Below are 24,272 nucleotides of genomic sequence, written 5' to 3' on the forward strand. Positions count from 1 at the left end.
CATTACCACATAGGGTTAGACCTGGCATTTTCGTCAGGTCTTTTCCTGTTTGTACCTAGAAATGATTTTCTAGAAATTTCTGCCCTTGTAAGACCATCACAAAGGGTACGACAAAGTTTAAACGTAAAAATCTGACAACTTTGGCTACAAGTAAAATGACAGAGCGGATCAATTTTGCGTCTATTAAGTCAGTCATTGATTATCCTGACTTTCTAGATGTTCAGCTACAATCTTTCCAAGACTTTTTCCAATTGGAAACCGCTGCAGAGAACCGCACGGAAGAAGGTTTGTTCAAAGTGTTTGCTGAGAATTTCCCGATCTCTGACTCAAGAGAAAATTTCGTACTGGAATTTGTTGATTACCACGTAGATCCGCCAAAATACTCAGTAGATGAGTGCATTGACCGTGGATTGACCTATTCAGTGCCATTAAAAGCAAAGCTTCGTTTGATCTGTAATGACTCAGACAATGAAGACTTTGAAACCATAGAACAGGAAGTTTTCTTAGGAAACATCCCGTACATGACTGAGAAAGGTTCTTTTGTGATCAACGGCGCTGAGCGCGTGATTGTGTCACAGTTGCACCGCTCACCGGGCGTGTTCTTTGCGCAAAGCAAGCACACCAACGGTACCAAGCTTTACTCTGCCAGAATTATCCCTTTCAAAGGGTCTTGGATTGAATTTGCCACTGACGTGAACAACGTCATGTATGCTTACATTGACCGTAAGAAGAAATTCCCGGTAACTACCTTGTTGCGTGCCATTGGGTACGGAACAGATAAAGACATTCTAGACTTATTTGGTCTGTCTGAGGAAGTGAAGGCAGATAAGAAAACGCTGAAGAATGTAGTTGGCAGAAAGTTAGCTGCACGGGTTTTAAGAACCTGGACCGAAGACTTTGTGGATGAAGATACCGGAGAGGTAGTTTCTATTGACAGAAACGAGGTTCTCTTAGAGCGTGATTCTGAAGTATCTGAAGATGATCTTGATGTGATCATCAGCTCTGGTGTTAAGTCTATTGTGTTGCACCGTGAGAACGTGAACATAGCGGACTATAATATCATCTATAACACACTACAGAAAGACAACTCTAACTCTGAGCAAGAAGCGGTAGAGCAAATCTACCGTCAGTTGCGTAACACAGAAGCGCCAGACGTTGAAACTGCCCGGGATATTATCCAGAAGTTGTTCTTCAGCGACAAGCGTTATGACTTAGGAGATGTTGGTCGGTATAGAATCAACAAGAAACTAGGTCTTGACAAGAACTGGGAAGCCAAAGTATTAACCAATGAGGACATTGTTCTTATTGTTAAATATCTGATAGGCTTGATCAACTCACGTGCAGTAGTAGATGATATTGACCACTTGAGCAACCGCCGTGTGAGAACGGTAGGAGAGCAATTGTACGCGCAGTTTGGTGTTGGTTTGGCCCGTATGGCCAGAACCATCAAAGAGCGTATGAATGTGCGTGACAATGAAGAATTCAAACCGGTTGACTTGATCAACGCGCGTACGCTTTCTTCTGTAATCAACTCCTTCTTTGGTACCAACCAGCTGTCTCAGTTCATGGACCAGACCAATCCGCTGGCAGAAATCACGCACAAACGTCGTGTATCTGCTTTGGGGCCAGGAGGTCTATCAAGAGAGCGTGCCGGTTTTGAGGTTCGTGACGTTCACTATACCCACTACGGTCGTCTTTGTACTATTGAAACGCCAGAGGGACCAAACATTGGTTTGATTTCTTCTTTGTGTGTGCACGCACGCGTGAACAGCATGGGCTTCATTGAAACTCCTTACAGAAATGTAGTAGAGGGCAAAGTGGACATTACGTCTACCGTGAAGTATTTGACCGCTGAGGAAGAAGATACCCACCACATAGCCCAGGCAAACGCTATCATTGATGATAACGGTAACTTTATCAATGATAAAGTAAAAGGCCGTTTTGAAGGTGACTTCCCAGTAGTAGAGCCAGAGCGCTATACATACATGGACGTTGCCCCTAACCAGATTGTATCGGTGGCTGCATCGTTGATTCCGTTCCTGGAGCATGATGATGCTAACCGTGCCTTGATGGGATCAAACATGCAGCGTCAGGCAGTTCCTTTGGTGAAGCCACAAGCTCCAATTGTAGGAACAGGTCTGGAAGCCAGAGCCGCTCTTGATTCGCGTGCCTTGGTACGCGCTGAAGGAGAAGGTGAAGTACATTTCGTAGATGCCAACAAAATCATCATTCGCTACAACTTATCTGATAATGATAAGATGGTAAGCTTTGATGCCGAATTTGTGACCTATGACTTGATTAAGTTCCGCCGTACCAACCAAGATACGTGTATCAACTTAACTCCTTTGGTTAAAAAAGGAGAGAAAGTAACGCAGGGTCAGCCGTTGTGTGAAGGTTATGCCACCAACCAGGGAGAACTAGCCTTAGGTAGAAACCTTCAGGTAGCGTTCATGCCTTGGCAAGGATATAACTTTGAAGATGCGATTGTTATCTCTGAGCGTGTAGTGAGAGATGACGTTTTCACTTCCATTCACATTGAAGAGTTTGAGCTGGAAGTTCGTGAAACGAAACGCGGTGAGGAGGAATTGACCTCTGAGATCCCCAACGTGAGCGAAGAAGCCGTTCGTAACTTAGATGAGAACGGTATCATCAGAATTGGTGCCGAGGTCAAAGAAGGCGATATTCTGATTGGTAAAATCACTCCTAAAGGAGAGACGGATCCAACGCCAGAAGAGAAACTTCTACGTGCCATCTTCGGTGACAAAGCCGGTGATGTGAAAGATGCTTCGTTGAAAGCGCCGCCATCTTTGAATGGTGTGGTGATTGAGACGAAACTGTTCTCTCGTCCTAAGAAAGATAAAAACCTCCGCGCGAAAGCGAAGAAAGAGGTAGAAGACCTGAAAGCAAAATACAACAGCGAACTCAAAGCGGTGAAAGCCGTGATGATTGAGAAGCTGGTGGCTTTGTTAGAGGGTAAGACGAGCCAGGGAGTGCGTCACCGTTTTGGTGATGATATCATTACCAAAGGAGCTAAATTCGGTAAGAAAAACGTTGCCGAGGCTCTTTTCCCTGACAAGAACCCTTATAAGGATGAAAGCAATTACGCTGTTCCGGAAGAGGTGAATATGTTCAAGGACCTCATCTTGGAGGGCTGGACCGCAGACGAGCAAGTAAACAAAATGTTGTTGGAGTTGGTGAAAAATTACACCAAGCGCCGCAACATGGTGTCAGCCCGTTTCAAGCGTGACCGTTTCACCTTAGAAGTTGGAGATGAATTGCCAGCAGGTATTGTGCAGCTAGCCAAAGTCTATATTGCCAAGAAGCGTAAGCTGAAAGTGGGTGATAAGATGGCAGGTCGTCACGGTAACAAAGGGGTAGTAGCCCGTATTGTGCGTGAAGAAGACATGCCATTCCTGGAAGACGGAACACCTATGGACATCGTGTTGAACCCACTTGGGGTACCCTCCAGGATGAATATTGGTCAGATCTATGAAACGGTTCTAGGTTGGGCTGGTCTGAAATTGGGCCGTACGTATGCTACGCCAATCTTTGACGGTGCTACCGAAGAGCAGGTTTCTGCAGAACTAGCCGAGGCAGGCTTACCAGTGTTTGGTCGTTCTTACCTGTTTGATGGTTTAAGTGGAGACCGCTTTGACCAGCCAGTAACGGTAGGGGTGATTTACATGCTGAAACTTGGTCACTTGGTAGATGATAAAATGCACGCTCGTTCCATAGGGCCATACTCGTTGATCACACAACAACCATTAGGTGGTAAAGCCCAGTTTGGTGGTCAGCGTTTTGGTGAGATGGAGGTGTGGGCACTAGAGGCTTTCGGTGCCGCTAACGTGCTACAAGAGATCTTGACTATTAAATCTGATGACGTGATAGGCCGTGCCAAAGCATACGAAGCTATTGTAAAAGGTGACGTATTGCCGAAGCCAAATATCCCGGAATCATTTAATGTGTTGATTCACGAACTCAGAGGCTTGGCCCTGGAGATTACACTAGACTAAAGTTGTTTTGAGGGAGATTTCAGGAATAGAGGCCAAAAACGGCACTTTCTGAGATCTCCCAATAACGCATTAAGACAGTGGTTCAGTAATAAGGAAATTTAATATCTAGCAACACATAACATGGCGTTAGCAAGAAATAAAAAATTAGTCCAGGACTTCTCTAAAGTGACCATCAGCTTGGCTTCCCCAGAATCAATTCTGGAGCGGTCAAACGGAGAGGTGACGAAGCCCGAAACCATCAACTACAGAACCTATAAGCCCGAGATGGGCGGTTTGTTCTGCGAGCGGATTTTCGGGCCGGTGAAGGACTGGGAGTGCCATTGCGGTAAATACAAGAGAATCCGTTACAAAGGGATTATATGTGACCGTTGCGGTGTAGAGGTAACTGAGAAAAAAGTGCGTCGTGAGCGCATGGGCCATATTGAGTTGGTAGTACCAGTAGCGCATATCTGGTACTTCAAATCATTGCCAAACAAAATTGGATATCTGTTAGGCTTGCCTACTAAGAAGCTTGATCAGATTATCTATTACGAGCGCTATGTAGTGATTCAACCAGGTGTCTTGGGCGAAGACGGCGTGAATACGCTTGACTTCCTGACCGAAGACGAGTACCTGGACATGATTGACAAGTTGCCACGTGAGAACCAAATGTTGGACAACCATGATCCAAACAAGTTCTTGGCAAGAATGGGTGCTGAAGCATTGCAGATGTTGTTGGAGCGCATCAATTTGGATGACCTTTCTTATGACCTGCGTTACTCTGCTGCCCATGAGACTTCTCAGCAGCGGAAAGCTGAAGCGTTGAAGCGTCTGCGCGTAGTAGAAGCGTTCCGTGATGCCGCTACTAGAATTGAGAACAAGCCAGAGTGGATGATCATCCGGATGGTGCCTGTGATTCCACCGGAATTGCGCCCATTGGTTCCGTTGGATGGTGGTCGTTTCGCAACCTCAGATTTGAACGACTTATACCGTCGTGTCATCATCCGTAACAACCGTTTGAAGCGTCTGATTGAGATCAAAGCACCAGAGGTAATTCTCCGGAATGAGAAGCGTATGTTGCAGGAGGCAGTTGACTCCCTATTTGACAACTCACGTAAAGTGAACGCTGTTAGAGCAGAAGGTAACCGTGCCTTGAAATCGCTTTCTGATATGTTGAAAGGTAAGCAAGGACGGTTCCGTCAGAACTTACTTGGTAAGCGTGTGGATTATTCTGGTCGTTCCGTAATTGTGGTAGGTCCAGAATTGAAGCTACACGAGTGCGGTCTGCCTAAGAACATGGCGGCTGAGCTTTTCAAACCGTTCATTATCCGGAAGCTAATTGAGCGCGGTATTGTGAAAACGGTAAAATCTGCGAAGAAAATTGTAGACAGAAAAGACCCGGTTGTTTGGGATATCCTGGAGAATGTGTTGAAAGGCCATCCAGTTCTGTTGAACCGTGCTCCTACGCTCCACAGATTAGGTATTCAGGCCTTCCAACCAAAACTGATTGAAGGAAAAGCAATCCAATTGCACCCATTGGTAACAACAGCCTTCAACGCTGACTTTGACGGTGACCAGATGGCCGTGCACGTTCCCCTGGGACCAGCAGCCATCCTGGAAGCGTCTATGTTGATGTTGGCTTCGCATAACATCCTGAACCCTGCCAACGGTGCTCCAATTGCGGTGCCTTCTCAGGACATGGTGTTGGGCTTGTACTATGTAACTAAAGGCAAACGCTCTACTGAAAATGAAAAGATTCAGGGAGAAGACATGTCTTTCTACTCTGCTGAAGAAGTCATCATTGCCATCAATGAAGGCAAGCTTTCTAAGCACGCTTTCATTAAAGTGCGCGTGAAAGTACAAGATGAAAGCGGTCAACTGGTGACTAAATTGCTTGAAACAGTAGCTGGTAGAGTTTTATTCAACCAGTTCGTTCCTGAGGAAGTTGGGTACGTAGATGAGCTTCTTTCTAAAAAGAAACTGCAGCAGATTATCTCCCGCGTGTTTAAAGTAACAGGCATGGCGAGAACAGCACAGTTCCTGGATGATATCAAAACCCTAGGTTTCCAGTCAGCCTACAAAGGTGGTCTGTCCATGGGCTTGGGTGATATCGTTATCCCTAAAGAGAAAGATATACTGGTAGCTGAGGCCAAAAAAGATGTAGATGCTGTTTGGGCAAACTACTCTATGGGTCTTATCACTGATAATGAGCGTTACAACCAGGTAATTGATATCTGGACGCGTATCAACAACCAAATCACGGAGACCTTGATGAGCCGTCTTGAGAAAGATGACCAAGGTTTCAACTCCATCTTCATGATGATGCACTCCGGCGCCCGTGGTTCCAGAGAGCAGATTCGTCAGTTGGGTGGTATGAGAGGTTTGATGGCCAAGCCACAGAAGTCGTTACAAGGCTCCGTAGGAGAGATTATTGAAAACCCAATTCTATCTAACTTTAAAGAAGGTCTGGATGTAATTGAGTACTTTATCTCTACCCACGGTGCTCGTAAAGGTCTGGCAGATACCGCTCTTAAAACGGCAGATGCGGGTTATCTGACTCGTCGTTTAGTAGACGTGTCACAAGATGTGATTGTGAATGAAGAGGATTGCGGTACGCTGCGCGGTCTGGAGGTAAGTGCCTTGAAAGACAATGAAGATATTGTGGAGTCTCTGTCTGAGCGTATCCTGGGTCGTGTGAACGTACATGACATCCTGGATCCGCACAACGGTGACTTGATCCTTGAGTCTGGTAAAGAGATTACAGAAGAAGTGGCCCGTGTAATTGAGAACACAGCCATTGAAAGCGTAGAGATACGTTCTGTATTGACCTGTGAGACTAAACGCGGTATCTGTGCTAAGTGCTACGGCCGTAACCTATCTTCTGGCCGCATGGTACAGAAAGGCGAGGCAGTCGGTGTAATTGCAGCCCAGTCTATTGGTGAGCCAGGTACACAGTTAACGCTTCGTACGTTCCACGTGGGTGGTACTGCTTCTAACATTGCCGTTGATGCAGCCATCAGAGCCAAATTCAATGGCGTGGTGGAGTTTGAAGACGTGCGTACCATTGACACCCTCAACGCGGAAGGCGAGACCGTGAAAGTGGTTATGGGTCGTTCTGGCGAGGTGAAGATTATGGAGCCTACTACTGGTAAACTGTTAATTAGTAACCACGTGCCTTACGGATCATTCTTGGTTGTGAATGAAGGCCAGACGGTAGGCAAAGGTGACGAGTTGTGTAACTGGGATCCTTACAACGCGGTTATCTTGTCTGAGTTTGATGGTAGCATTGCGTATGAAGCCATCATTGAAGGAATCACCTTCCGTGAGGAATCTGATGAGCAGACAGGTCACCGTGAAAAAGTGATTATTGAAACCAAAGACAAGACAAAGAACCCGTCTATCTTGGTGAACGCGTCAAATGGTGAGCCTAAGAGCTACAACATTCCGGTAGGTGCTCACTTAACAGTGGAAGACAACCAGAAAATCTCTGCTGGCCAGATCATTGCCAAGATTCCTCGTGCCATTGGTAAAACCCGTGATATCACCGGTGGTCTGCCACGTGTTACAGAGCTCTTTGAAGCCCGTAACCCGTCTAACCCGGCGGTAGTGAGTGAGATTGACGGTGTAGTGACTTATGGTGGCATCAAGCGCGGTAACCGTGAGATTTACATTGAGTCAAAAGATGGCGTGAAGAAGAAGTACATGGTACCTCTTTCCAAGCACATCCTAGTGCAGGACAATGACTTCGTGCGCGCTGGTGTTCCTTTGTCAGATGGTGCTATCACGCCTAATGATATCTTGAATATTCAGGGTCCAGGTGCCGTGCAGGAATACTTAGTGAACGAGATTCAGGAAGTATACCGCTTGCAGGGTGTGAAGATCAATGATAAGCACATTGAGGTGGTTGTTCGCCAGATGATGCAGAAAGTCATGGTGATTGACCCAGGTGACACCAGCTTCCTGGAAAACCAGACGGTTGACAAAGTGACGTTCATGGAAGAGAATGACATGATCATTGACATGAAAGTAGTGGAAGATGCAGGTGACTCTTCGGCCATGAAACCAGGTATGATTGTAACAGCTCGTAAATTGCGTGATGAAAACTCCAGCTTGAAACGTCGTGACTTGAAGACAGTGTCAGTGCGTGATGCACAACCAGCCGTGTCAAGACAAACCTTGCAAGGTATCACCCAGGCGTCTTTGGGTACGCAAAGCTTTATCTCGGCAGCTTCTTTCCAGGAGACTACCAAGGTATTGAGCGAGGCAGCCATCAAAGGGAAAGCAGACGAATTACTGGGCTTGAAAGAGAACGTAATTGTTGGTCACTTGATCCCGGCGGGTACTGGTTTGCGCGAGTACACCAAGATTATTGTTGGGTCAAAAGACGAGTACGAGGCGCTTACCGCCAGCAAACAGTCTGGCGTGAAAGCGAGCAAACAAGGCGAATTGCAGGAAAAATAAGATGGCAGCAGCAGAACAACCAGGACAAATCAACATTGAGTTGACCGAGGAGATTGCCGAGGGCGAGTATGCAAACTTGGCCATGATTGCGCACTCCCACAGTGAATTCGTGATTGACTTTATCCGGCTGATGCCTGGTATTCCCAAAGCCAAAGTAAAATCAAGAGTAGTTATTACTCCAGAGCACGCCAAGAGATTCTTGGTGGCTCTGGAGGAAAACATCTTAAAATATGAGCAGAGTTTTGGAGCCATCAAGCAGACGCCTGAGGCTCCAAGCTTTCCGCTCAATTTTGGCGGTACCATGGGCGAAGCCTAAGCCATTAATAATTAATGAATTAAAACTTTGAATTTGCAAAGTGAATTTTATACCTTTGCAAACCATTTTTTGAAGAGAGAAATCAGTTTAAAAAGTTAGTAAATGCCTACTATACAACAATTAGTAAGAAAGGGAAGAGAAGCGCTAACATCAAAGTCAAAGTCTCCAGCTCTTGATTCATGCCCACAAAGACGTGGCGTGTGCACACGCGTTTACACAACCACACCTAAGAAGCCAAACTCTGCTATGCGGAAAGTGGCGCGTGTGCGTTTGACAAACGGCAAAGAAGTCAATGCCTACATTCCAGGTGAAGGCCACAACCTCCAGGAACACTCTATTGTGTTGATCAGAGGTGGTCGTGTGAAAGACTTACCAGGTGTAAGATATCACATCATCCGTGGTGCTTTGGATACAGCCGGCGTAAGTGGTCGTCTTCAGTCACGTTCTAAATACGGTGCTAAGCGTCCTAAGCCAGGTCAACCAGCAGCTGCTGCAGGTAAAGGCGGTAAGAAAAAATAATTGAGTTAAGACAATGAGAAAAGCGAAACCAAAGAAGAGAATCCTTCTTCCTGATCCAAAATACAAAGAAACGCTTGTTACCCGTTTTGTGAACTACCTAATGGTAGATGGCAAGAAGAGCGTAGCGTACCGGATTTTCTATGATGCTTGTGATTTAGTTGAGAAAAGAACTAAAGAGAGCGGCTTAGAGACCTGGAAAAAAGCGTTGAACAACATCATGCCTGGTGTAGAGGTGAAAAGCCGCCGTGTAGGTGGGGCTACCTTCCAGGTACCTACTGAAGTTCGTCCAGACAGAAAGATTTCTCTCGGTATCAAATGGATGATTTCTTATGCTCGTAAGAGAGGTGAGAAAACAATGATGGATAAATTGGCCGGCGAGATCATCGCTGCCGCCAAGGGAGAAGGTGCTGCTGTGAAAAAGAAAGATGACACGCACAGAATGGCAGAAGCTAACAAAGCATTCTCGCATTTCAGATTCTAAGAATGGCAAGAGACTTAAAATATACCAGAAACATAGGTATTGCCGCGCACATTGATGCCGGTAAGACTACTACTACTGAACGGATTCTCTATTATACCGGAAAGTCTCACAAACTGGGAGAGGTGCATGATGGCGCCGCAACCACTGACTGGATGGAGCAGGAGCAGGAAAGAGGTATTACTATTACCTCTGCCGCTGTAACTGTAGATTGGAAGTACAGAGACCAAGATTACCACATCAACATCATTGATACCCCAGGTCACGTGGATTTCACCGTTGAGGTGAACCGTTCCCTGCGCGTATTAGATGGTTTGGTATTCCTTTTTAGTGCAGTTGATGGCGTAGAGCCGCAGTCTGAAACTAACTGGAGATTGGCAGATAATTACAAAGTAGCCCGTATTGGTTTCGTTAATAAAATGGACCGTTCTGGCGCTGACTTCTTAGGCGTTTGTAAGCAGGTAAGAGAAATGCTGGGCAGTAATGCCGTAGCGCTTCAATTACCAATTGGTGCTGAGGACAACTTTGAAGGTGTAGTTGACTTGGTAAACTTTAGAGGTATCAAATGGAATGAGCACGATAAAGGCATGACCTTTACCGAAGTTCCAATTCCAGATGATATGTTGGAGGAAGCCACAGAATACAGAGAGAAATTGCTGGAAGCTGTTGCTGACTATGACGAGTCTCTAATGGAGAAATACTTCGATGATCCGGAAACGATCACCGAAGAAGAAATCATGACTGCTTTACGCAAGGCAACCATTGATTTGGCTATCGTTCCTATGCTGTGCGGTTCTTCCTTCAAAAACAAGGGAGTACAGACTATGTTGGATTACGTGATGGCCCTTTGCCCATCTCCTATGGACAAAGACAACATTACAGGAACAAACCCAGACACTGGCGAGGAGATTTCCCGTAAGCCAAGTGAGTCTGAGCCGTTCGCTGGTTTGGCTTTCAAAATTGCCACTGACCCTTATGTAGGTCGTCTGTGCTTTGTGCGCGCTTATTCTGGCGTGTTGGAGTCTGGCTCTTATGTATACAATACCCGTTCCAACAACAAGGAGCGTATCTCCCGCATTTTCCAGATGCACGCCAACAAGCAGAACCAAATTGAAAGATTATCTGCGGGTGACATTGGAGCGGTAGTTGGTTTCAAAGACATTAAAACAGGAGATACCCTGTGTGACCAAAACGCGAAAATCGTTCTGGAATCTATGGATTTCCCTGAGCCAGTAATTGGTTATGCCATTGAGCCCAAAACACAAGCGGACTCTGATAAAATGGGTATGGCCATCGCCAAACTTATTGAAGAGGATCCAACCTTGCAGGTGAACACAGATGAAGAAACCGGACAAACCATCTTAAGAGGTATGGGCGAGCTTCACCTGGAGATCATCATTGACCGCATGAAACGCGAGTTCAAGGTGGAACTGAACCAAGGTGCACCACAGGTAGCGTACAAAGAAACCATCACCAAGTCTTTCGAGCACCGCGAGGTGTACAAAAAGCAGTCTGGTGGTCGTGGTAAGTTCGCAGACATTGTGTTCACCATGGGCCCACGTGAAGACGGCAAACAAGGCCTTGAGTTCGAGAACGGCATTGTAGGTGGTGTGATCCCAAGAGAATTCATTCCGCCGGTGCAGAAAGGATTTGAGGAAGCCATGAAAAATGGAATTCTGGCTGGTTTCCCGGTAGACTCCATGAAAGTGCGCTTGTTCCACGGTTCTTTCCACGACGTTGACTCTGATGCCTTGTCTTTTGAATTAGCTGCCCGTGCAGGTTTCAAAGAAGCTGGCAAGCAGTGTGGTCCTAAACTTCTAGAGCCTATCATGGCAGTAGACGTGGTAACGCCAGACGAGTACACTGGTCCAGTAACCGGTGACTTGAACAGAAGAAGAGGTATCATGAAAGGTATGGATACCAAAGGAACCTCTACTGTAGTGAAAGCAGATGTGCCTTTGTCAGAGTTGTTTGGTTACGTGACAGACTTGCGTACCATTACTTCTGGTAGAGCAACCGCTTCGCTCACTTTCTCTCATTATGAGCAAGTGCCGCAGAACATGGCAGATGGAATTATCGCAAAAATTAAAGGGACTTCGAAATAGTTGAAATAGAATGAATCAAAAGATCAGAATCAAACTGAAATCTTACGATCACAATCTGGTAGATAAATCATCAGAGAAAATCGTGAAAGCGGTAAAAGCAACTGGTGCGATCGTGAGTGGTCCCATTCCTTTGCCAACTGAAAAAGACATCTTTACCGTTTTGCGTTCACCGCACGTGAACAAAAAAGCGAGAGAGCAGTTCCAACTTTGCACCTACAAGAGATTGGTAGATATCTACTCTACTTCCTCTAAAACAGTGGATGCGTTAATGAAGCTTGAGTTACCAAGCGGCGTTGACGTTGAAATCAAAGTTTGATACACAAATAACTTCCTTAAAAGGGAGAGGGCAACCTCTCCCTTTTTTGTTTTTGGGCCCATTTCCAAAACAGAGGCCAAAAACGGAAAGGAAGAAAGGGAATTTCTGTTTTCGGGCTCCAAAACTGAAATAGAGCAAAAACTGGGAAATAGTTTAGGGGAAAGAAAAAGGCACTTAAACCGGTTAAGTGCCACAATGCGAGAGGAAAGAAGAACTATTCACCTGGAATAACTTGATTTGCCTTAGTATCTGAAAACAAATAGTTTAGGATAGCTTGTAAAATAAAAATTAAATATAGAACTTTGCACTCCCGAAAATAAAGCCTACGGGGGAATATTATTAATTGTTTAAAATAAAAAAGTAGAATGCCTGGAATTATCGGTAAGAAAATCGGAATGACAAGCCTCTTCACTCCTGAAGGGAAGAGCGTGGCCTGTACTTTGATTCAAGCAGGACCATGCGTAGTAACTCAGGTTAAAACGCAGGAAACAGATGGCTACACGGCCATCCAGCTTGGGTACGGAGAGAAGAAGGTTAAAAGAACCACCAAAGCATTGGCTGGTCACTTTGCCAAAGCCAACACCACTGCTAAGAAGAAATTAGTAGAATTCAGAATGGATGACACCGCTTCTTACTCTTTAGGAGACGAAGTGAACGTGACTTCCTTTGAAGAAGGCGAATTTGTGGATGTGGTAGGTACCTCAAAAGGTAAAGGTTTCCAAGGCGTTGTAAAGCGCTACAACTTTGCCGGTGTTGGTGGCCAAACCCACGGTCAGCACAACAGGGCAAGACACCCTGGTTCTATTGGAGCTTGCTCTTGGCCTTCAAGAGTATTCAAAGGAATGCGCATGGCTGGTAGAATGGGTGGTGACCGCGTGAAGGTGCAAAACCTGCGTGTGTTACGTGTAATGCCAGAGCAGAACCTGCTTGTAGTGAGTGGATCTATCCCAGGCGCTAATAATTCATTTATTGTAGTTGAGAAATAAGATGGAGCTATCAGTTATCAATAGTAAAGGGGAAGATACCGGAAGGAAAGTAACCCTTCCAGAATCTGTGTTTGGTGTTGAGCCAAATGAGCATGCAATGTACCTTGATGTTAAGCAATACTTAGCAAACCAACGTCAGGGAACACACAAATCAAAAGAGCGCAATGAAGTTGCCGGGTCTACCAAAAAGATCAAGAAGCAAAAAGGTACTGGCGGCGCCAGAGCTGGTTCATTGAAATCTCCTGTATTTGTAGGTGGTGGTCGTATTTTTGGACCAAGACCAAGAAACTATAGCTTCAAATTAAACAAAAAGTTGAAATCACTGGCCAGACTTTCGGCCCTTTCAACTCTGGCTAAAGATGAGCGCCTGGTATTGGTAGATAACATTATCATTGACTCACCAAAGACCAAAACTTTCGTTGGAATTCTTCAAAGCCTGAATGTAGGCACAAGAAAGACTCTTATTGTTACCAAAGAGGCCAATGAAAATGTAGTGCTTTCAAGCAGAAACATTGCTAAAGTGAAGGTTTCAACGCCAGGTGCGTTAACTACCTATGACTTGCTTAACGCAGACAAAGTAGTTTGTTTAGAGGAATCTCTTTCTGTTTTTGAAGAAATTTACGCGAAGAAATAATGAGTATCCTGAAAAGACCATTATTGACTGAGAAGCTGACTGCTTTAAACGAAGTAGGTAAATATGCCTTTGAGGTTGATAGAAAAGCCAATAAGATTGAGATCAAAAAAGCGATCCAATCCCGCTACAACGTGACGGTAGAGAAAATTTCTACCATGAGAACACAAGGCAAATTAAAGTCCCGCAACACTAAGTCTGGTGTTGTGACCGGGCGTACGACATCCTCTAAGAAGGCGATTGTCACTTTGAAAGAAGGGGAAGTAATCGATTTCTACAGCGGAATATAAGTAACTAAGAGAATGGCATTAAGAAAACTAAGACCGACAACACCAGGTCAAAGATTCAGAATGGCGCCGGCCTTCACTGAGATCACGAAGAGCGAGCCTGAAAAATCTTTGTTGGCATCCAAGAAAAAATCTGGTGGACGCAACAATTCAGGAAGAATGACCATGCGCTACACAGGCGGTGGGCATAAGAAAAGATACCGGATTATCGATTTCAAAAGAACGAAATTCGGAGTTCCTGCAACTGTGAAAGCGATTGAGTATGATCCAAACAGAACAGCGCGTATAGCTTTGCTGTACTATGCAGATGGAGAAAAAACTTATATCATAGCACCTACTGGTTTGGCAGTAGATGCGGTAGTAGTATCTGGTCCTGGAGTTGCACCAGAGGTAGGCAACGCGTTGCCACTTTCTGATATTCCGCTTGGTACTATAGTTCACAACATTGAGTTAGCTCCAGGCCAAGGTGCCGTATTAGCCAGAAGTGCTGGTTCTTATGCGCAACTTGTAGCCCGTGAAGGACGCTATGCCACCCTTAAATTGCCTTCCGGTGAAATGAGAATGGTTCTTGTGAATTGCATGGCTACCATTGGTACTGTTTCTAACGCAGACCACATGAACGTGAAACTCGGCAAAGCCGGACGTAGCAGATGGTTGGGAATCAGACCAAGAGTAAGAGGTGTTGCCATGAACCCTGTGGATCACCCAATGGGTGGTGGTGAAGGTAAATCTTCTGGTGGTCACCCAAGATCACGTAATGGTTTGTATGCCAAAGGGCAGAAAACCAGAAACAAGAATAAATTTTCTGAGAACCTGATTGTTAATAGAAGGAAGAAATAAGTAATGGCAAGATCATTAAAAAAAGGGCCTTATATTGACTACAGGCTCGATAGAAAGGTGCAGACAATGGATGAGTCTGGAAAGAAGTCAGTGATCAAAACTTGGTCACGTCGTTCTATGATCTCTCCAGATTTTGTAGGCCACACGTTTGCAGTACACAATGGCAATAAGTTTATTCCTGTGTATGTAACAGAAAACATGGTAGGGCACAAATTAGGTGAATTTGCTCCTACCAGAAACTTCAGAGGCCATATTGCTAAGAAAGATAAAGGTAAAAGATAATGGAAGCGGTAGCTAAATTGAATAATGTACCAAGCTCACCGCGTAAGATGAGATTGGTGGCGAACTTGATCCGCGGTAAGAAAGTTACCCAGGCTTTAGGTTTATTGAAGTTTACACCAAATGCCGGCGCTCCTAAACTGGAGAAACTTCTTTTGTCTGCTTTATCTAACTGGCAAGCAGCCAATGAGGATGCCCGCATTGAAGATGCTAATCTATATATCAAAGAGATTAGAGTAGATGAAGGGAAAATGCTGAAGCGTTTACGCCCTGCTCCCCAAGGCCGTGGCCACAGAATTAGAAAAAGATCAAACCACGTTACGTTGGTGATTGACTCTAAAGTGGAAGCGGAAACAGTTGAAACATCTACCTCTAACGAAGCCAAATAGTTAAAATGGGACAAAAAGTTAATCCAGTAGGCCTGAGACTAGGTATTGTTAAAGGCTGGGACTCTAATTGGTTCGGAGGAAAGGATTTCGCTGATAAGCTTATTGAGGATGAGAAAATCCGTAAATACATCCTGGCCCGTATCCCAAAAGGAGGCATTTCAAAGATCATCATTGAAAGAACCCTTAAAAGAATCACCATTACCATTAACACTGCCCGTCCAGGCGTAGTGATTGGTAAAGGCGGTGCAGAGGTTGATAAAATCAAAGAAGAGCTGAAGAAAATCACCAACAAAGATGTTCAAATCAACATCTTTGAAATTAAGCGTCCTGAATTAGATGCTAAATTGGTAGGTGAATCAGTAGCACAACAACTACAGGCTCGCATCTCTTTCAGAAGAGCAATGAAGCAGGCAATTGCCTCTGCTATTCGAGTAGGCGCTGAAGGTATCAAAATTCAGGTGTCTGGTCGTTTAGGCGGAGCTGAAATGGCCCGTACTGAGCACTACAAAGAAGGTCGCACCCCATTGCATACATTGAGAGCTGACATTGACTATGCTTTATCTGAAGCACAGACTGTATATGGCAAGCTTGGCATCAAGGTGTGGATCTTCAAAGGTGAAGTATTCGGCAAGCGTGACTTATCTCCTAATGCTGGTCAACAGAGCGGCCCAGGTCAGTCTGCCGGTCCTCGCAGCGAAAGAAGCGATAGAGGTGGCAATGACCGCGGAGATCGCAGAGACAACAACCGCAATAAGCGCCCAGGTGATGCAAACCAGAAGCGTGGTGGTGGCGGTGGCCCAAAGCGCAAGTAGTTGTTCAACATTTAGGTAATTTAAGACATGTTACAGCCAAAACGGACGAAATATAGAAAGATGCAGAAAGGCCGTGTCCACGGTCTAGCGCATAGAGGAAGCACAATTTCCTTTGGTTCTTTCGCCATTAAATCATTAGAAGCCTCTTGGATCACCAGCCGTCAGATTGAAGCGGCTCGTATTGCAATGACACGTGCCATGAAACGGGAAGGCCAAGTATGGATTCGTATTTTCCCTGACAAACCTATTACTAAAAAGCCTGCAGAGGTTCGTATGGGTAAGGGTAAAGGATCTCCAGAGTATTGGGTAGCTGTGGTAAAACCAGGTACCATTATGTTTGAGTCTGATGGAGTGACGCTAGAAGTAGCACAAGAGTCTTTGAGACTGGCTGCACAAAAGCTTCCGGTAAGAACAAAGTTTGTGGTACGTAGAGATTACGTTGAGAAATAGTCATGAAGCAATCAGAAATTAAAGCTCTTTCACTGGCAGAAGTGAAAGAGCAATTAACCGCAGAGAGAAGCAACTTGTTGAACTTGAAGTTTGCCCATGCTATCTCTCCCCTTGAAAATCCTTCAAGAATTAAGCATACAAGAAAAACCATCGCCAGACTAGAGACGCAACTGCGTTCTTTAGAGCTCAATGGCTAACATATTAAACCATGGAGACGAGAAATCTAAGAAAAGAAAAAACTGGACGCGTGGTAAGTAACAAGATGGACAAGTCCATCACTGTTATGGTAGAAAGCAAAGTGAAACACCCTATTTATGGGAAATTTGTTTCTAAGTCCAAGAAGTTTATGGCCCATGATGAGAACAACGAGTGCGGTATTGGTGATACCGTGCGCATCATGGAAACTAGACCATTGAGCAAAAACAAGTGCTGGCGCTTAATTGAAATCGTAGAAAGAGCTAAATAAGATGATACAACAAGAATCTAGACTTACTGTTGCTGATAACAGCGGAGCAAAAGAGGTCCTGTGCATCCGGGTATTGGGTGGTACAGGAAAAAAATACGCCTCTGTTGGTGATAAAATTGTTGTTACCGTAAAAGCTGCTCTTTCTTCAGGTAACGTTAAAAAAGGAACTGTTCACAAAGCAGTGATTGTTCGCACCAAGAAAGAAGTTCGTCGCAAAGACGGATCTTATATTCGTTTTGATGACAACGCAGCAGTGTTGTTGAATAACAATGATGAGCCACGTGGTACACGTATTTTTGGGCCTGTAGCCCGTGAACTACGTGAAAGACAGTTTATGAAAATTGTTTCTTTGGCTCCTGAAGTAATTTAAACAAGAGAAGAGAAAACAAAATGTCAAAGCATAAACTTCATGTGAAAAAAGGCGACACTGTAAAAGTGATCGCAGGTGATGACAAGGGTAAAACCGGAACTATTACTTCTGTTCTTACTGATAAGCAGAAAGTAGTGGTAGAAGGCTTAAACCTAGTATCTAAGCACCAAAAGCCAAGCGCTAAAAATCCTAACGGTGGAATTGTAAAGTTGGAGGCTCCTATCCATGCCAGTAATGTCATGGTAGTAGAACCTGCTACCAATGTAGCCACAAGAACGGGTAAGAAGCTGAACAATGATGGGAAGCTACAACGTTATTCCAAAAAATCTGGAAACTTAATCTAACATGGCAGCTAGACTAAAAGATAAGTACACAAAAGAGATTGTGCCTGCATTGAAAGAGAAATTTCAATACAAGAGCATAATGCAAGTGCCAAAAATTACCAAAATCAGCATTAATAGAGGTATTGGTAATGCCGTGGCAGACAAGAAGCTAGTTGACATTGGAGTAGATGAGCTAACTATCATTGCAGGTCAGAAAGCTGTTCAAACCAAAGCTAAGAACTCAATCTCTAACTTTAAGTTAAGAGAAGGTATGCCAATTGGGGCACGGGTTACTTTGCGGGGCGAGAGAATGTATGAATTCTTAGACCGTTTGGTTACTATTGCTTTACCAAGGGTTCGTGACTTCAAAGGTATCAACGACAAGGGTTTTGACGGACGCGGAAATTACACCTTAGGTGTAAAAGAGCAAATCATCTTCCCTGAGATCAGTATTGATAAAATTAAATCAATTGCTGGTATGGATATCACCTTTGTTACCTCAGCTGCTACAGACGAAGAAAGCCTTGAGTTATTGAGAGCTTTTGGTTTACCTTTCGCAACTTTAAAGAAATAAGAAAATGGCTAAAGAATCAGCAAAAGCAAGAGAGCTCAAAAGACAAAAGTTAGTTGCCAAGTATGCAACTAAAAGAGCTCAGTTAAAAGCTGCTGGCGATTATGAGGCTCTAGATAAATTGCCTAAAGACGCTTCTCCTGTACGTTTACATAACAGATGTAAACTAACTGGCAGACCAAGAGGCTATATGAGGAAGTTTGGCATCTCTCGTGTTACCTTCAGAGAGATGGCTTCAGCAGGCAAGATTCCTGGAGTAACGAAGGCTAGCTGGTAATTATTACTCCTACTACTATTATAGTTAGGAAAACATTAGTATCTTTGCGGCTCCTTAAAAAGAGCGGAATCTAAAAATATAGTCTAATGCATTCAGATCCGATAGCAGATTATTTAACTAGACTACGGAATGCCATCAAGGCAAATCACCGTATAGTTGAAATTCCGGCTAGCAAAATAAAAAAGGAATTAACCAAAGTTCTTTACGAGAAAGGTTATATCCAGAGTTACAAGTTCGATGATAGTTCTATTCAGGGCAGTATTAAAATTGCTTTGAAGTATGATCCAGCTACCAAGCAGTCTGCTATCGTTAAGCTTGAGAGAGTCAGTAAGCCGGGACTCCGTAAGTATGTGCATCTAGATGAGATGCCAAGAGTGTTAAACGGATATGGCATAGCCATTCTGTCTACCTCTAAAGGTGTCATCACAGACAAAGAGGCCAAAGGTCTTAATGTAGGTGGTGAAGTATTGTGTTACGTGTATTAATAAAGAAGAAATGTCGCGGATAGGAAAACTGCCAATTACGCTCCCACAAGGTGTGGAGGTGTTGGTTAACCAGGATAACCTGGTTACAGTGAAAGGACCTAAAGGTACCCTTTCTTCACAAGTTGATACGGACATTACTGTTGCTATTGAAGACGGCGTACTCACAGTATCTCGTCCAACAGAGCAAAAAAGACACAAAGCACTTCATGGTTTGTATCGTTCTATTATCAATAACATGGTTATTGGAGTGAGCACAGGATATAAGCTAACGTTAGAACTTATTGGTGTTGGTTATAAGGCTACTACCGTAGGTCAAAACTTGGAACTGGCTTTGGGTTACTCACACAATATTTACGTAGGATTGCCTCCTGAGATTTCAGCCGTAGCTGTAACAGAAAAAGGTAAGGCTCCTGTAATCACCTTAGAAGGTATTGATAAGCAGTTGATTGGTCAGGTGGCCGCTAAAATCCGCTCTTTACGGAAAGTTGAACCTTACAAAGGTAAAGGTATTCGGTTTATGGGCGAGGTTGTTAGAAGAAAAGCTGGTAAAACTGCTTCTAAATAAGAAAGAAAATGGCATTCGATAAAGCAAAAAGAAGACTGAGAATTCGTCGCAGCATCCGTAACAAGGTGTCAGGCACAGCTCAGCGTCCACGTCTGTCTGTATTCAGAAGCAATAAAGCTATTTATGCGCAGCTGATTGATGATGTGAATGGTATTACATTGGCAAGTTCATCCTCTTCTACCGTTGAAGCAGAAGCTACTGGCACCAAGAGTGCGGCATCTTCTTCTGTAGGTCGTGATATAGCAGCGAAAGCACTAGCGAACGGTATCACTGAAGTTGTTTTCGACAGAGGTGGTTATCTATACCATGGTCGTGTTAAATCATTAGCAGAAGGGGCCCGTGAAGCGGGTTTAAAATTCTAAGAACATGTCTAAATTAAATATTAGAAGCATCAAGGCAAGCGAAATCGAGCTAAAGGAGCGCGTAGTAGCTATCAACCGTGTTGCCAAAGTGGTAAAGGGTGGTAGAAGATTCAGCTTCTCTGCCATTGTGGTTGTAGGTGATGGTAATGGTGTAGTGGGTTACGGTTTAGGGAAAGCAAATGAGGTAACTGATGCAATAGCAAAGGGAATTGATGATGCTAAGAAGAACCTGGTTCGCGTACCAATGTACAAGCATACAGTACCTCACCCTATGGAAGGCAAATTCTCTGGTGGTTTTGTCTTGATTAAGCCAGCTGCCCCAGGAACTGGTGTTCTTGCTGGTGGTGCTATGAGAGCTGTTTTGGAAAGTGCCGGGATCAAAGATGTATTGGCAAAATCAAAAGGATCTTCTAACCCACATAATGTGGTGAAGGCAACTTTTGATGCTTTATCAAAAATGCGCGATCCTTTGGTAGTTGCTCAGCAACGCGGTATCAGTTTACAACGTGTATTCAACGGGTAATTATGGCAAGTGTAGAAATCACCCAGGTAAAAAGTATTATTGACCGTCCTGAAAGACAGAAGCAGACAATGAAAGCTTTAGGTTTAGGCAAAATCAATAAGACAGTTACTAAAGAGTTAACCCCACAAATTGCTGGTATGGTTAACAGTGTACAACATTTAGTATCAATCAAGGAAGTCTAAAATGAATCTAAGTAATTTAAAGCCTGCGGAAGGATCTGTTAAGGATCGTAAAAGAATTGGTCGTGGTACCGGTTCTGGTAGAGGTGGAACTTCTACCCGCGGACATAAAGGAGCTAAGTCTCGCTCAGGTTATTCTTCTAAGGCAGGCTTTGAAGGCGGTCAGATGCCTTTAGTACGTAGAGTACCAAAGTTCGGTTTTAAGAATATCAATCGGGTGGAGTACACAGCTGTTAACCTTGATGTGTTACAAAACCTGGCTTCTAAAGCTGGGGCTTCTGTTATTGACTTTGCTTTCTTGCGTGCAAACGGTTTGGCTTCAAAGAATGATAACATTAAAGTTCTAGGAAGAGGTGAATTGACTTCTTCTATTGAAGTACATGCTCATGCTTTCTCACAGACAGCAGTTGAAGCAATTGAAAAAGCAGGCGGCAAGGTAGTGACTCTGTAGCAGATGAAGAAGCTGATTTCTACGATTAAGAATATTTTTGCAATTGAAGATTTGCGAGTAAGAATCCTAAATACTTTAGGATTCATCGCAATTTTCAGGTTAGGCTCATATATCGTTTTACCTGGTATTGATCCTACCCAGCTAAAAGGTGATACAGAAGGAATATTAGGCTTATTAGATACCTTTTTAGGTGGTGCATTTAGCAATGCATCCATTTTTGCATTGGGTATTATGCCATATATTTCCGCTTCCATCGTTTTACAGCTTCTGACTATTGCAGTTCCTTATTTCCAGAAGTTGCAGAAAGAAGGAGAATCTGGTAGAAAGAAAATTAACCAGTATACCCGAGTTCTCACTATTATCATTACTTTAGCTCAATCTGTAGGATTCTTAGCTACCATTAATGCCAACGCCATTGATCCTTCTGTGGCAGGTCCTCTCTTTACCATTTCATCTATGATAATTCTTACCGGCGGAACTATGTTCTGTATGTGGTTAGGAGAGAAAATCACAGATAAAGGCATTGGGAATGGTATCTCTATGTTGATTATGATTGGTATAGTGTCAAGGCTCCCTGGTGCATTGGTAGGTGAAGCTATGGCGCTTGGATTAGGCAAATCTCTTATCTTCATTATAGAGCTAATTGTTCTTTTCTTTGTAGTGATGAGTGTAGTAATGCTTACTCAGGCTATCCGGAGAATTCCAGTACAATACGCTAAACAAGTAGGTGGTACAGCTTCTTTGCAAGCAGGTCAGCGTCAGTTCATTCCTTTAAAGGTTAACGCTGCCGGAGTAATGCCCATCATTTTCGCTCAATCTTTGATGTTCCTTCCAGGTATGATTGCGTCGTTCTGGAGAAATGAAAGTGATATCGCGAATGAAATAGGAAATGTATTTTCTGATTATACTTCTTGGCAATACAATGTTTCCTTCGCAGTGTTGATTATTATTTTCACTTTCTTCTATACAGCTATCAGTGTAAATCCTAATCAGATTTCTGATGACTTGAAAAGAAGCGGGGGATTTGTTCCCGGTGTTAAACCAGGATTAGCCACTTCAGAATATATTGATGAGGTGTTGACCAGAATCACTTTCCCTGGGGCATTGTTTTTAGCTATTGTGGCTATTCTTCCTTCCATTGCCATGTTATTTGGGGTGACAAGAGAGTTTGCTGCCTTCTTTGGAGGGACCTCCTTAATTATTTTGGTGGGAGTTGTTCTAGATACTCTGAACCAAATAGAAAGCTATCTTCTCATGCGTCATTATGACGGTATGATGAAGTCTGGTAAACTTAGAGGCCGTTCTAAAAACATTGCGGTAGCATCGTAAGGATGGTTGTTTACAAAACGGAAGAAGATATTGAGCAGATAAGGCAAAGTGCAAACATCCTCAGCCAGGTTCATGGTGTTATAGCCAGTAACATTGCTGAGGGTGTTAGTACTTTAAAATTAGATGCGCTGGCAGAGGAATTTATTTCTGATCATGGCGGTTCTCCTTCCTTTAAAGGATACAATGGGTTTAAACACAGTCTTTGTATTAGTTTAAATTCAGCAGTTGTCCACGGGATTCCCAGCGATTATACTCTTCAGTCTGGAGATATTGTCTCTATAGATTGTGGAGTTTTTTTTAAAGGGTTCCATAGTGACAGTGCCTACACCCATGCAATAGGGATTGTGGATCCTGAAATAAAAGCGTTACTTTTGCACACCAAAGAATCTTTGTATAAAGGAATTGAGTGGGCAGTAGCAGGTGCCAGAATCGGAGACATAGGCTTTGCTGTTCAATCGCACGTGGAGCAGTTTGGTTATGGCGTGGTTCGTGAGTTGGTAGGTCATGGTTTAGGACGCAGTTTGCATGAAGGTCCAGAGGTTCCGAATTATGGAAAGCGCGGACAAGGAATGAAATTGCAGGAAGGCCTTGTATTAGCCATTGAGCCGATGGTGAATTTAGGGACCAGGCATGTCGTGCAGGAGAATGATGGCTGGACCATCAGGACGCGCGACAAGAAGCCCTCGGCCCATTTTGAGCATACAGTTGTTGTTAGGAAAGGTCAGGCAGAGATCTTGACTACTTTTGATTACATAGAAAAAGCACAGAACTAATACATGGCTAAACAGTCTTCCATCGAACAAGACGGTACCATCATTGAAGCGCTATCAAACGCAATGTTTCGCGTTGAATTAGAAAATGGCCATCAGGTTATTGCTCACATCTCTGGTAAAATGAGAATGCACTACATTAAGATTTTACCAGGCGACAGAGTAAAATTGGAAATGTCTCCTTACGACCTTAGTAAAGGTAGAATAGTTTACAGATACAAATAAGCAGATGAAAGTAAAAGCGTCAGTTAAGAAGCGCAGTGAAGACTGCAAAGTGATCAGACGTAAAGGCAAGCTTTACGTGATCAACAAGAAAAATCCACGTTATAAACAAAGACAAGGTTAATTTTTAAAACATGGCTAGAATAGCAGGAGTTGATATTCCAGATAACAAAAGAGGCGAAATCGCTTTGACGTACATTTTCGGTATTGGCCGGAAATTGTCACAGTCTATTTTGGTGAAGGCTGGGGTGGATCTTGACAAGAAGGTAAAAGATTGGACAGAGGAAGAAGCCGGTGAAATCCGTAACGTTATTTCTTCTGAGCACAAAGTAGAAGGTGTTCTTCGTTCTGAAGTGCAGCTACACATCAAGCGATTGATGGATATTGGTAGCTACCGCGGTTTACGTCACAGGAAAGGTTTACCAGTTAGAGGTCAGAGAACCAAAAACAACACCAGAACCCGTAAGGGCAAGCGTAAGACTGTTGCAAACAAGAAGAAGGCATCTAAATAATTAAAC

General features: G+C 43.9%; 32 protein-coding genes. All 32 read left to right on the forward strand.

The window, feature by feature from the left end; all coding sequences use genetic code 11:
• The first annotated feature begins 155 nt into the window (after positions 1-155).
• The 32 genes from rpoB to rpsM all read left to right on the forward strand — a co-directional run bounded on the left by rpoB (position 156) and on the right by rpsM (position 24,266).
• The gene (rpoB, locus tag IMY23_RS17160) at positions 156-4,013 is read left to right on the forward strand and encodes a DNA-directed RNA polymerase subunit beta (RefSeq protein ID WP_192823257.1); all 3,858 of its coding nucleotides are present in this window, start codon (positions 156-158) and stop codon (positions 4,011-4,013) included.
• Positions 4,014-4,133: 120 nt separating this feature from the next.
• Entirely contained in the window at positions 4,134-8,453 is a 4,320-nt protein-coding gene (rpoC, locus tag IMY23_RS17165) for a DNA-directed RNA polymerase subunit beta' (protein WP_192823258.1), read from the forward strand.
• A gap of 1 nt (position 8,454) precedes the next feature.
• A complete protein-coding gene (locus tag IMY23_RS17170) occupies positions 8,455-8,769 on the forward strand; it encodes a DUF3467 domain-containing protein (protein ID WP_192823259.1) in 315 nt (104 codons plus the stop codon).
• A 102-nt stretch (positions 8,770-8,871) separates the two neighbouring features.
• Positions 8,872-9,288: a 30S ribosomal protein S12 gene (rpsL, locus tag IMY23_RS17175; RefSeq protein WP_149092179.1), complete on the forward strand. Its 417-nt coding sequence runs from the start codon at positions 8,872-8,874 to the stop codon at positions 9,286-9,288.
• Positions 9,289-9,301: 13 nt separating this feature from the next.
• Positions 9,302-9,769: a 30S ribosomal protein S7 gene (gene rpsG, locus IMY23_RS17180; RefSeq protein ID WP_048919296.1), complete on the forward strand. Its 468-nt coding sequence runs from the start codon at positions 9,302-9,304 to the stop codon at positions 9,767-9,769.
• A 2-nt stretch (positions 9,770-9,771) separates the two neighbouring features.
• Positions 9,772-11,871, forward strand: coding sequence for an elongation factor G (fusA, locus tag IMY23_RS17185; RefSeq protein WP_192823260.1), 2,100 nt, complete (start codon positions 9,772-9,774; stop codon positions 11,869-11,871).
• 10 nt (positions 11,872-11,881) lie between these two features.
• Positions 11,882-12,187 carry a 30S ribosomal protein S10 gene (gene rpsJ, locus IMY23_RS17190; RefSeq protein WP_048919298.1) on the forward strand — a complete coding sequence of 102 codons (306 nt, stop codon included), beginning with the start codon at positions 11,882-11,884 and terminating at the stop codon, positions 12,185-12,187.
• Positions 12,188-12,552: 365 nt separating this feature from the next.
• A complete protein-coding gene (rplC, locus tag IMY23_RS17195; RefSeq protein WP_192823261.1) occupies positions 12,553-13,173 on the forward strand; it encodes a 50S ribosomal protein L3 in 621 nt (206 codons plus the stop codon).
• 1 nt (position 13,174) lies between these two features.
• Entirely contained in the window at positions 13,175-13,807 is a 633-nt protein-coding gene (gene rplD / locus IMY23_RS17200; RefSeq protein ID WP_192823262.1) for a 50S ribosomal protein L4, read from the forward strand.
• The gene (rplW, locus tag IMY23_RS17205; RefSeq protein ID WP_192823263.1) at positions 13,807-14,094 is read left to right on the forward strand and encodes a 50S ribosomal protein L23; all 288 of its coding nucleotides are present in this window, start codon (positions 13,807-13,809) and stop codon (positions 14,092-14,094) included. The genes rplD and rplW overlap by 1 nt, the downstream gene beginning before the upstream one ends.
• A 12-nt stretch (positions 14,095-14,106) precedes the next feature.
• The gene (rplB, locus tag IMY23_RS17210) at positions 14,107-14,931 is read left to right on the forward strand and encodes a 50S ribosomal protein L2 (protein ID WP_192823264.1); all 825 of its coding nucleotides are present in this window, start codon (positions 14,107-14,109) and stop codon (positions 14,929-14,931) included.
• A gap of 3 nt (positions 14,932-14,934) precedes the next feature.
• Positions 14,935-15,213 carry a 30S ribosomal protein S19 gene (rpsS, locus tag IMY23_RS17215; RefSeq protein WP_123131276.1) on the forward strand — a complete coding sequence of 93 codons (279 nt, stop codon included), beginning with the start codon at positions 14,935-14,937 and terminating at the stop codon, positions 15,211-15,213.
• Positions 15,213-15,599 carry a 50S ribosomal protein L22 gene (gene rplV, locus IMY23_RS17220; RefSeq protein WP_192823265.1) on the forward strand — a complete coding sequence of 129 codons (387 nt, stop codon included), beginning with the start codon at positions 15,213-15,215 and terminating at the stop codon, positions 15,597-15,599. Before rpsS ends, rplV begins: the two co-directional genes overlap by 1 nt.
• A gap of 5 nt (positions 15,600-15,604) precedes the next feature.
• Positions 15,605-16,411, forward strand: a complete 807-nt coding sequence (gene rpsC, locus IMY23_RS17225) for a 30S ribosomal protein S3 (protein WP_192823266.1) — start codon at positions 15,605-15,607, stop codon at positions 16,409-16,411.
• A 27-nt stretch (positions 16,412-16,438) separates the two neighbouring features.
• Positions 16,439-16,861, forward strand: a complete 423-nt coding sequence (rplP, locus tag IMY23_RS17230; protein WP_192823267.1) for a 50S ribosomal protein L16 — start codon at positions 16,439-16,441, stop codon at positions 16,859-16,861.
• Positions 16,862-16,863: 2 nt separating this feature from the next.
• A complete protein-coding gene (rpmC, locus tag IMY23_RS17235) occupies positions 16,864-17,058 on the forward strand; it encodes a 50S ribosomal protein L29 (protein WP_192823268.1) in 195 nt (64 codons plus the stop codon).
• An 11-nt stretch (positions 17,059-17,069) separates the two neighbouring features.
• Positions 17,070-17,327, forward strand: coding sequence for a 30S ribosomal protein S17 (gene rpsQ / locus IMY23_RS17240; protein WP_192823269.1), 258 nt, complete (start codon positions 17,070-17,072; stop codon positions 17,325-17,327).
• Between the two features lies 1 nt (position 17,328).
• Positions 17,329-17,697 (forward strand): 50S ribosomal protein L14, encoded by a 369-nt coding sequence (gene rplN, locus IMY23_RS17245; RefSeq protein WP_192823270.1) that lies wholly within the window; start codon positions 17,329-17,331, stop codon positions 17,695-17,697.
• 20 nt (positions 17,698-17,717) lie between these two features.
• Positions 17,718-18,041: a 50S ribosomal protein L24 gene (gene rplX / locus IMY23_RS17250; protein ID WP_192823271.1), complete on the forward strand. Its 324-nt coding sequence runs from the start codon at positions 17,718-17,720 to the stop codon at positions 18,039-18,041.
• 1 nt (position 18,042) lies between these two features.
• Positions 18,043-18,594 (forward strand): 50S ribosomal protein L5, encoded by a 552-nt coding sequence (gene rplE / locus IMY23_RS17255; protein ID WP_192823272.1) that lies wholly within the window; start codon positions 18,043-18,045, stop codon positions 18,592-18,594.
• 4 nt (positions 18,595-18,598) lie between these two features.
• Positions 18,599-18,868, forward strand: coding sequence for a 30S ribosomal protein S14 (gene rpsN / locus IMY23_RS17260; protein ID WP_192823273.1), 270 nt, complete (start codon positions 18,599-18,601; stop codon positions 18,866-18,868).
• An 86-nt stretch (positions 18,869-18,954) separates the two neighbouring features.
• Positions 18,955-19,353 (forward strand): 30S ribosomal protein S8, encoded by a 399-nt coding sequence (rpsH, locus tag IMY23_RS17265; RefSeq protein ID WP_192823274.1) that lies wholly within the window; start codon positions 18,955-18,957, stop codon positions 19,351-19,353.
• 10 nt (positions 19,354-19,363) lie between these two features.
• Complete coding sequence (rplF, locus tag IMY23_RS17270; RefSeq protein WP_192823275.1) at positions 19,364-19,918, forward strand: 50S ribosomal protein L6; 555 nt, start codon at positions 19,364-19,366, stop codon at positions 19,916-19,918.
• Between the two features lie 8 nt (positions 19,919-19,926).
• The gene (gene rplR / locus IMY23_RS17275) at positions 19,927-20,280 is read left to right on the forward strand and encodes a 50S ribosomal protein L18 (protein WP_192823276.1); all 354 of its coding nucleotides are present in this window, start codon (positions 19,927-19,929) and stop codon (positions 20,278-20,280) included.
• Positions 20,281-20,284: 4 nt separating this feature from the next.
• Positions 20,285-20,803, forward strand: coding sequence for a 30S ribosomal protein S5 (gene rpsE / locus IMY23_RS17280; protein WP_149096942.1), 519 nt, complete (start codon positions 20,285-20,287; stop codon positions 20,801-20,803).
• A gap of 2 nt (positions 20,804-20,805) precedes the next feature.
• Complete coding sequence (gene rpmD, locus IMY23_RS17285; RefSeq protein ID WP_225986538.1) at positions 20,806-20,985, forward strand: 50S ribosomal protein L30; 180 nt, start codon at positions 20,806-20,808, stop codon at positions 20,983-20,985.
• A 1-nt stretch (position 20,986) separates the two neighbouring features.
• Positions 20,987-21,433, forward strand: coding sequence for a 50S ribosomal protein L15 (gene rplO, locus IMY23_RS17290; RefSeq protein ID WP_192823277.1), 447 nt, complete (start codon positions 20,987-20,989; stop codon positions 21,431-21,433).
• Between the two features lie 3 nt (positions 21,434-21,436).
• Positions 21,437-22,762, forward strand: coding sequence for a preprotein translocase subunit SecY (secY, locus tag IMY23_RS17295; RefSeq protein WP_192823278.1), 1,326 nt, complete (start codon positions 21,437-21,439; stop codon positions 22,760-22,762).
• Between the two features lie 2 nt (positions 22,763-22,764).
• Entirely contained in the window at positions 22,765-23,535 is a 771-nt protein-coding gene (map, locus tag IMY23_RS17300) for a type I methionyl aminopeptidase (RefSeq protein WP_192823279.1), read from the forward strand.
• Positions 23,536-23,538: 3 nt separating this feature from the next.
• Entirely contained in the window at positions 23,539-23,757 is a 219-nt protein-coding gene (gene infA / locus IMY23_RS17305) for a translation initiation factor IF-1 (RefSeq protein WP_048919321.1), read from the forward strand.
• A gap of 4 nt (positions 23,758-23,761) precedes the next feature.
• Positions 23,762-23,878 carry a type B 50S ribosomal protein L36 gene (ykgO, locus tag IMY23_RS17310; RefSeq protein WP_071885446.1) on the forward strand — a complete coding sequence of 39 codons (117 nt, stop codon included), beginning with the start codon at positions 23,762-23,764 and terminating at the stop codon, positions 23,876-23,878.
• 10 nt (positions 23,879-23,888) lie between these two features.
• Positions 23,889-24,266 (forward strand): 30S ribosomal protein S13, encoded by a 378-nt coding sequence (gene rpsM, locus IMY23_RS17315; protein ID WP_192823280.1) that lies wholly within the window; start codon positions 23,889-23,891, stop codon positions 24,264-24,266.
• Positions 24,267-24,272 lie beyond the last annotated feature (6 nt).

Origin of the sequence: Rufibacter sp. LB8, assembly GCF_014876185.1 — a bacterium.
Taxonomy (GTDB): Bacteria; Bacteroidota; Bacteroidia; order Cytophagales; family Hymenobacteraceae; genus Nibribacter.

Bases quoted from the DNA above. Each gene is read 5' to 3' on its own strand.
- rpsL (WP_149092179.1), top strand. From the start codon at position 8,872: ATGCCTACTATACAACAATTAGTAAGAAAGGGAAGAGAAGCGCTAACA.
- fusA (WP_192823260.1), top strand. From the start codon at position 9,772: ATGGCAAGAGACTTAAAATATACCAGAAACATAGGTATTGCCGCGCAC.
- rplR (WP_192823276.1), top strand. From the start codon at position 19,927: ATGGCATTCGATAAAGCAAAAAGAAGACTGAGAATTCGTCGCAGCATC.
- IMY23_RS17170 (WP_192823259.1), top strand. From the start codon at position 8,455: ATGGCAGCAGCAGAACAACCAGGACAAATCAACATTGAGTTGACCGAG.
- rplN (WP_192823270.1), top strand. From the start codon at position 17,329: ATGATACAACAAGAATCTAGACTTACTGTTGCTGATAACAGCGGAGCA.
- rplF (WP_192823275.1), top strand. From the start codon at position 19,364: ATGTCGCGGATAGGAAAACTGCCAATTACGCTCCCACAAGGTGTGGAG.
- rpmD (WP_225986538.1), top strand. From the start codon at position 20,806: ATGGCAAGTGTAGAAATCACCCAGGTAAAAAGTATTATTGACCGTCCT.
- rplO (WP_192823277.1), top strand. From the start codon at position 20,987: ATGAATCTAAGTAATTTAAAGCCTGCGGAAGGATCTGTTAAGGATCGT.
- rplV (WP_192823265.1), top strand. From the start codon at position 15,213: ATGGAAGCGGTAGCTAAATTGAATAATGTACCAAGCTCACCGCGTAAG.
- rplW (WP_192823263.1), top strand. From the start codon at position 13,807: ATGAGTATCCTGAAAAGACCATTATTGACTGAGAAGCTGACTGCTTTA.
- rplP (WP_192823267.1), top strand. From the start codon at position 16,439: ATGTTACAGCCAAAACGGACGAAATATAGAAAGATGCAGAAAGGCCGT.
- rpoB (WP_192823257.1), top strand. From the start codon at position 156: ATGACAGAGCGGATCAATTTTGCGTCTATTAAGTCAGTCATTGATTAT.
- rpsC (WP_192823266.1), top strand. From the start codon at position 15,605: ATGGGACAAAAAGTTAATCCAGTAGGCCTGAGACTAGGTATTGTTAAA.
- rplC (WP_192823261.1), top strand. From the start codon at position 12,553: ATGCCTGGAATTATCGGTAAGAAAATCGGAATGACAAGCCTCTTCACT.
- rpoC (WP_192823258.1), top strand. From the start codon at position 4,134: ATGGCGTTAGCAAGAAATAAAAAATTAGTCCAGGACTTCTCTAAAGTG.
- infA (WP_048919321.1), top strand. From the start codon at position 23,539: ATGGCTAAACAGTCTTCCATCGAACAAGACGGTACCATCATTGAAGCG.
- rpsS (WP_123131276.1), top strand. From the start codon at position 14,935: ATGGCAAGATCATTAAAAAAAGGGCCTTATATTGACTACAGGCTCGAT.
- rplD (WP_192823262.1), top strand. From the start codon at position 13,175: ATGGAGCTATCAGTTATCAATAGTAAAGGGGAAGATACCGGAAGGAAA.
- rpsG (WP_048919296.1), top strand. From the start codon at position 9,302: ATGAGAAAAGCGAAACCAAAGAAGAGAATCCTTCTTCCTGATCCAAAA.
- rpsM (WP_192823280.1), top strand. From the start codon at position 23,889: ATGGCTAGAATAGCAGGAGTTGATATTCCAGATAACAAAAGAGGCGAA.
- map (WP_192823279.1), top strand. From the start codon at position 22,765: ATGGTTGTTTACAAAACGGAAGAAGATATTGAGCAGATAAGGCAAAGT.
- rpsN (WP_192823273.1), top strand. From the start codon at position 18,599: ATGGCTAAAGAATCAGCAAAAGCAAGAGAGCTCAAAAGACAAAAGTTA.
- rpsH (WP_192823274.1), top strand. From the start codon at position 18,955: ATGCATTCAGATCCGATAGCAGATTATTTAACTAGACTACGGAATGCC.
- secY (WP_192823278.1), top strand. From the start codon at position 21,437: ATGAAGAAGCTGATTTCTACGATTAAGAATATTTTTGCAATTGAAGAT.
- rpsJ (WP_048919298.1), top strand. From the start codon at position 11,882: ATGAATCAAAAGATCAGAATCAAACTGAAATCTTACGATCACAATCTG.
- ykgO (WP_071885446.1), top strand. From the start codon at position 23,762: ATGAAAGTAAAAGCGTCAGTTAAGAAGCGCAGTGAAGACTGCAAAGTG.
- rplX (WP_192823271.1), top strand. From the start codon at position 17,718: ATGTCAAAGCATAAACTTCATGTGAAAAAAGGCGACACTGTAAAAGTG.
- rpmC (WP_192823268.1), top strand. From the start codon at position 16,864: ATGAAGCAATCAGAAATTAAAGCTCTTTCACTGGCAGAAGTGAAAGAG.
- rplB (WP_192823264.1), top strand. From the start codon at position 14,107: ATGGCATTAAGAAAACTAAGACCGACAACACCAGGTCAAAGATTCAGA.
- rplE (WP_192823272.1), top strand. From the start codon at position 18,043: ATGGCAGCTAGACTAAAAGATAAGTACACAAAAGAGATTGTGCCTGCA.
- rpsQ (WP_192823269.1), top strand. From the start codon at position 17,070: ATGGAGACGAGAAATCTAAGAAAAGAAAAAACTGGACGCGTGGTAAGT.
- rpsE (WP_149096942.1), top strand. From the start codon at position 20,285: ATGTCTAAATTAAATATTAGAAGCATCAAGGCAAGCGAAATCGAGCTA.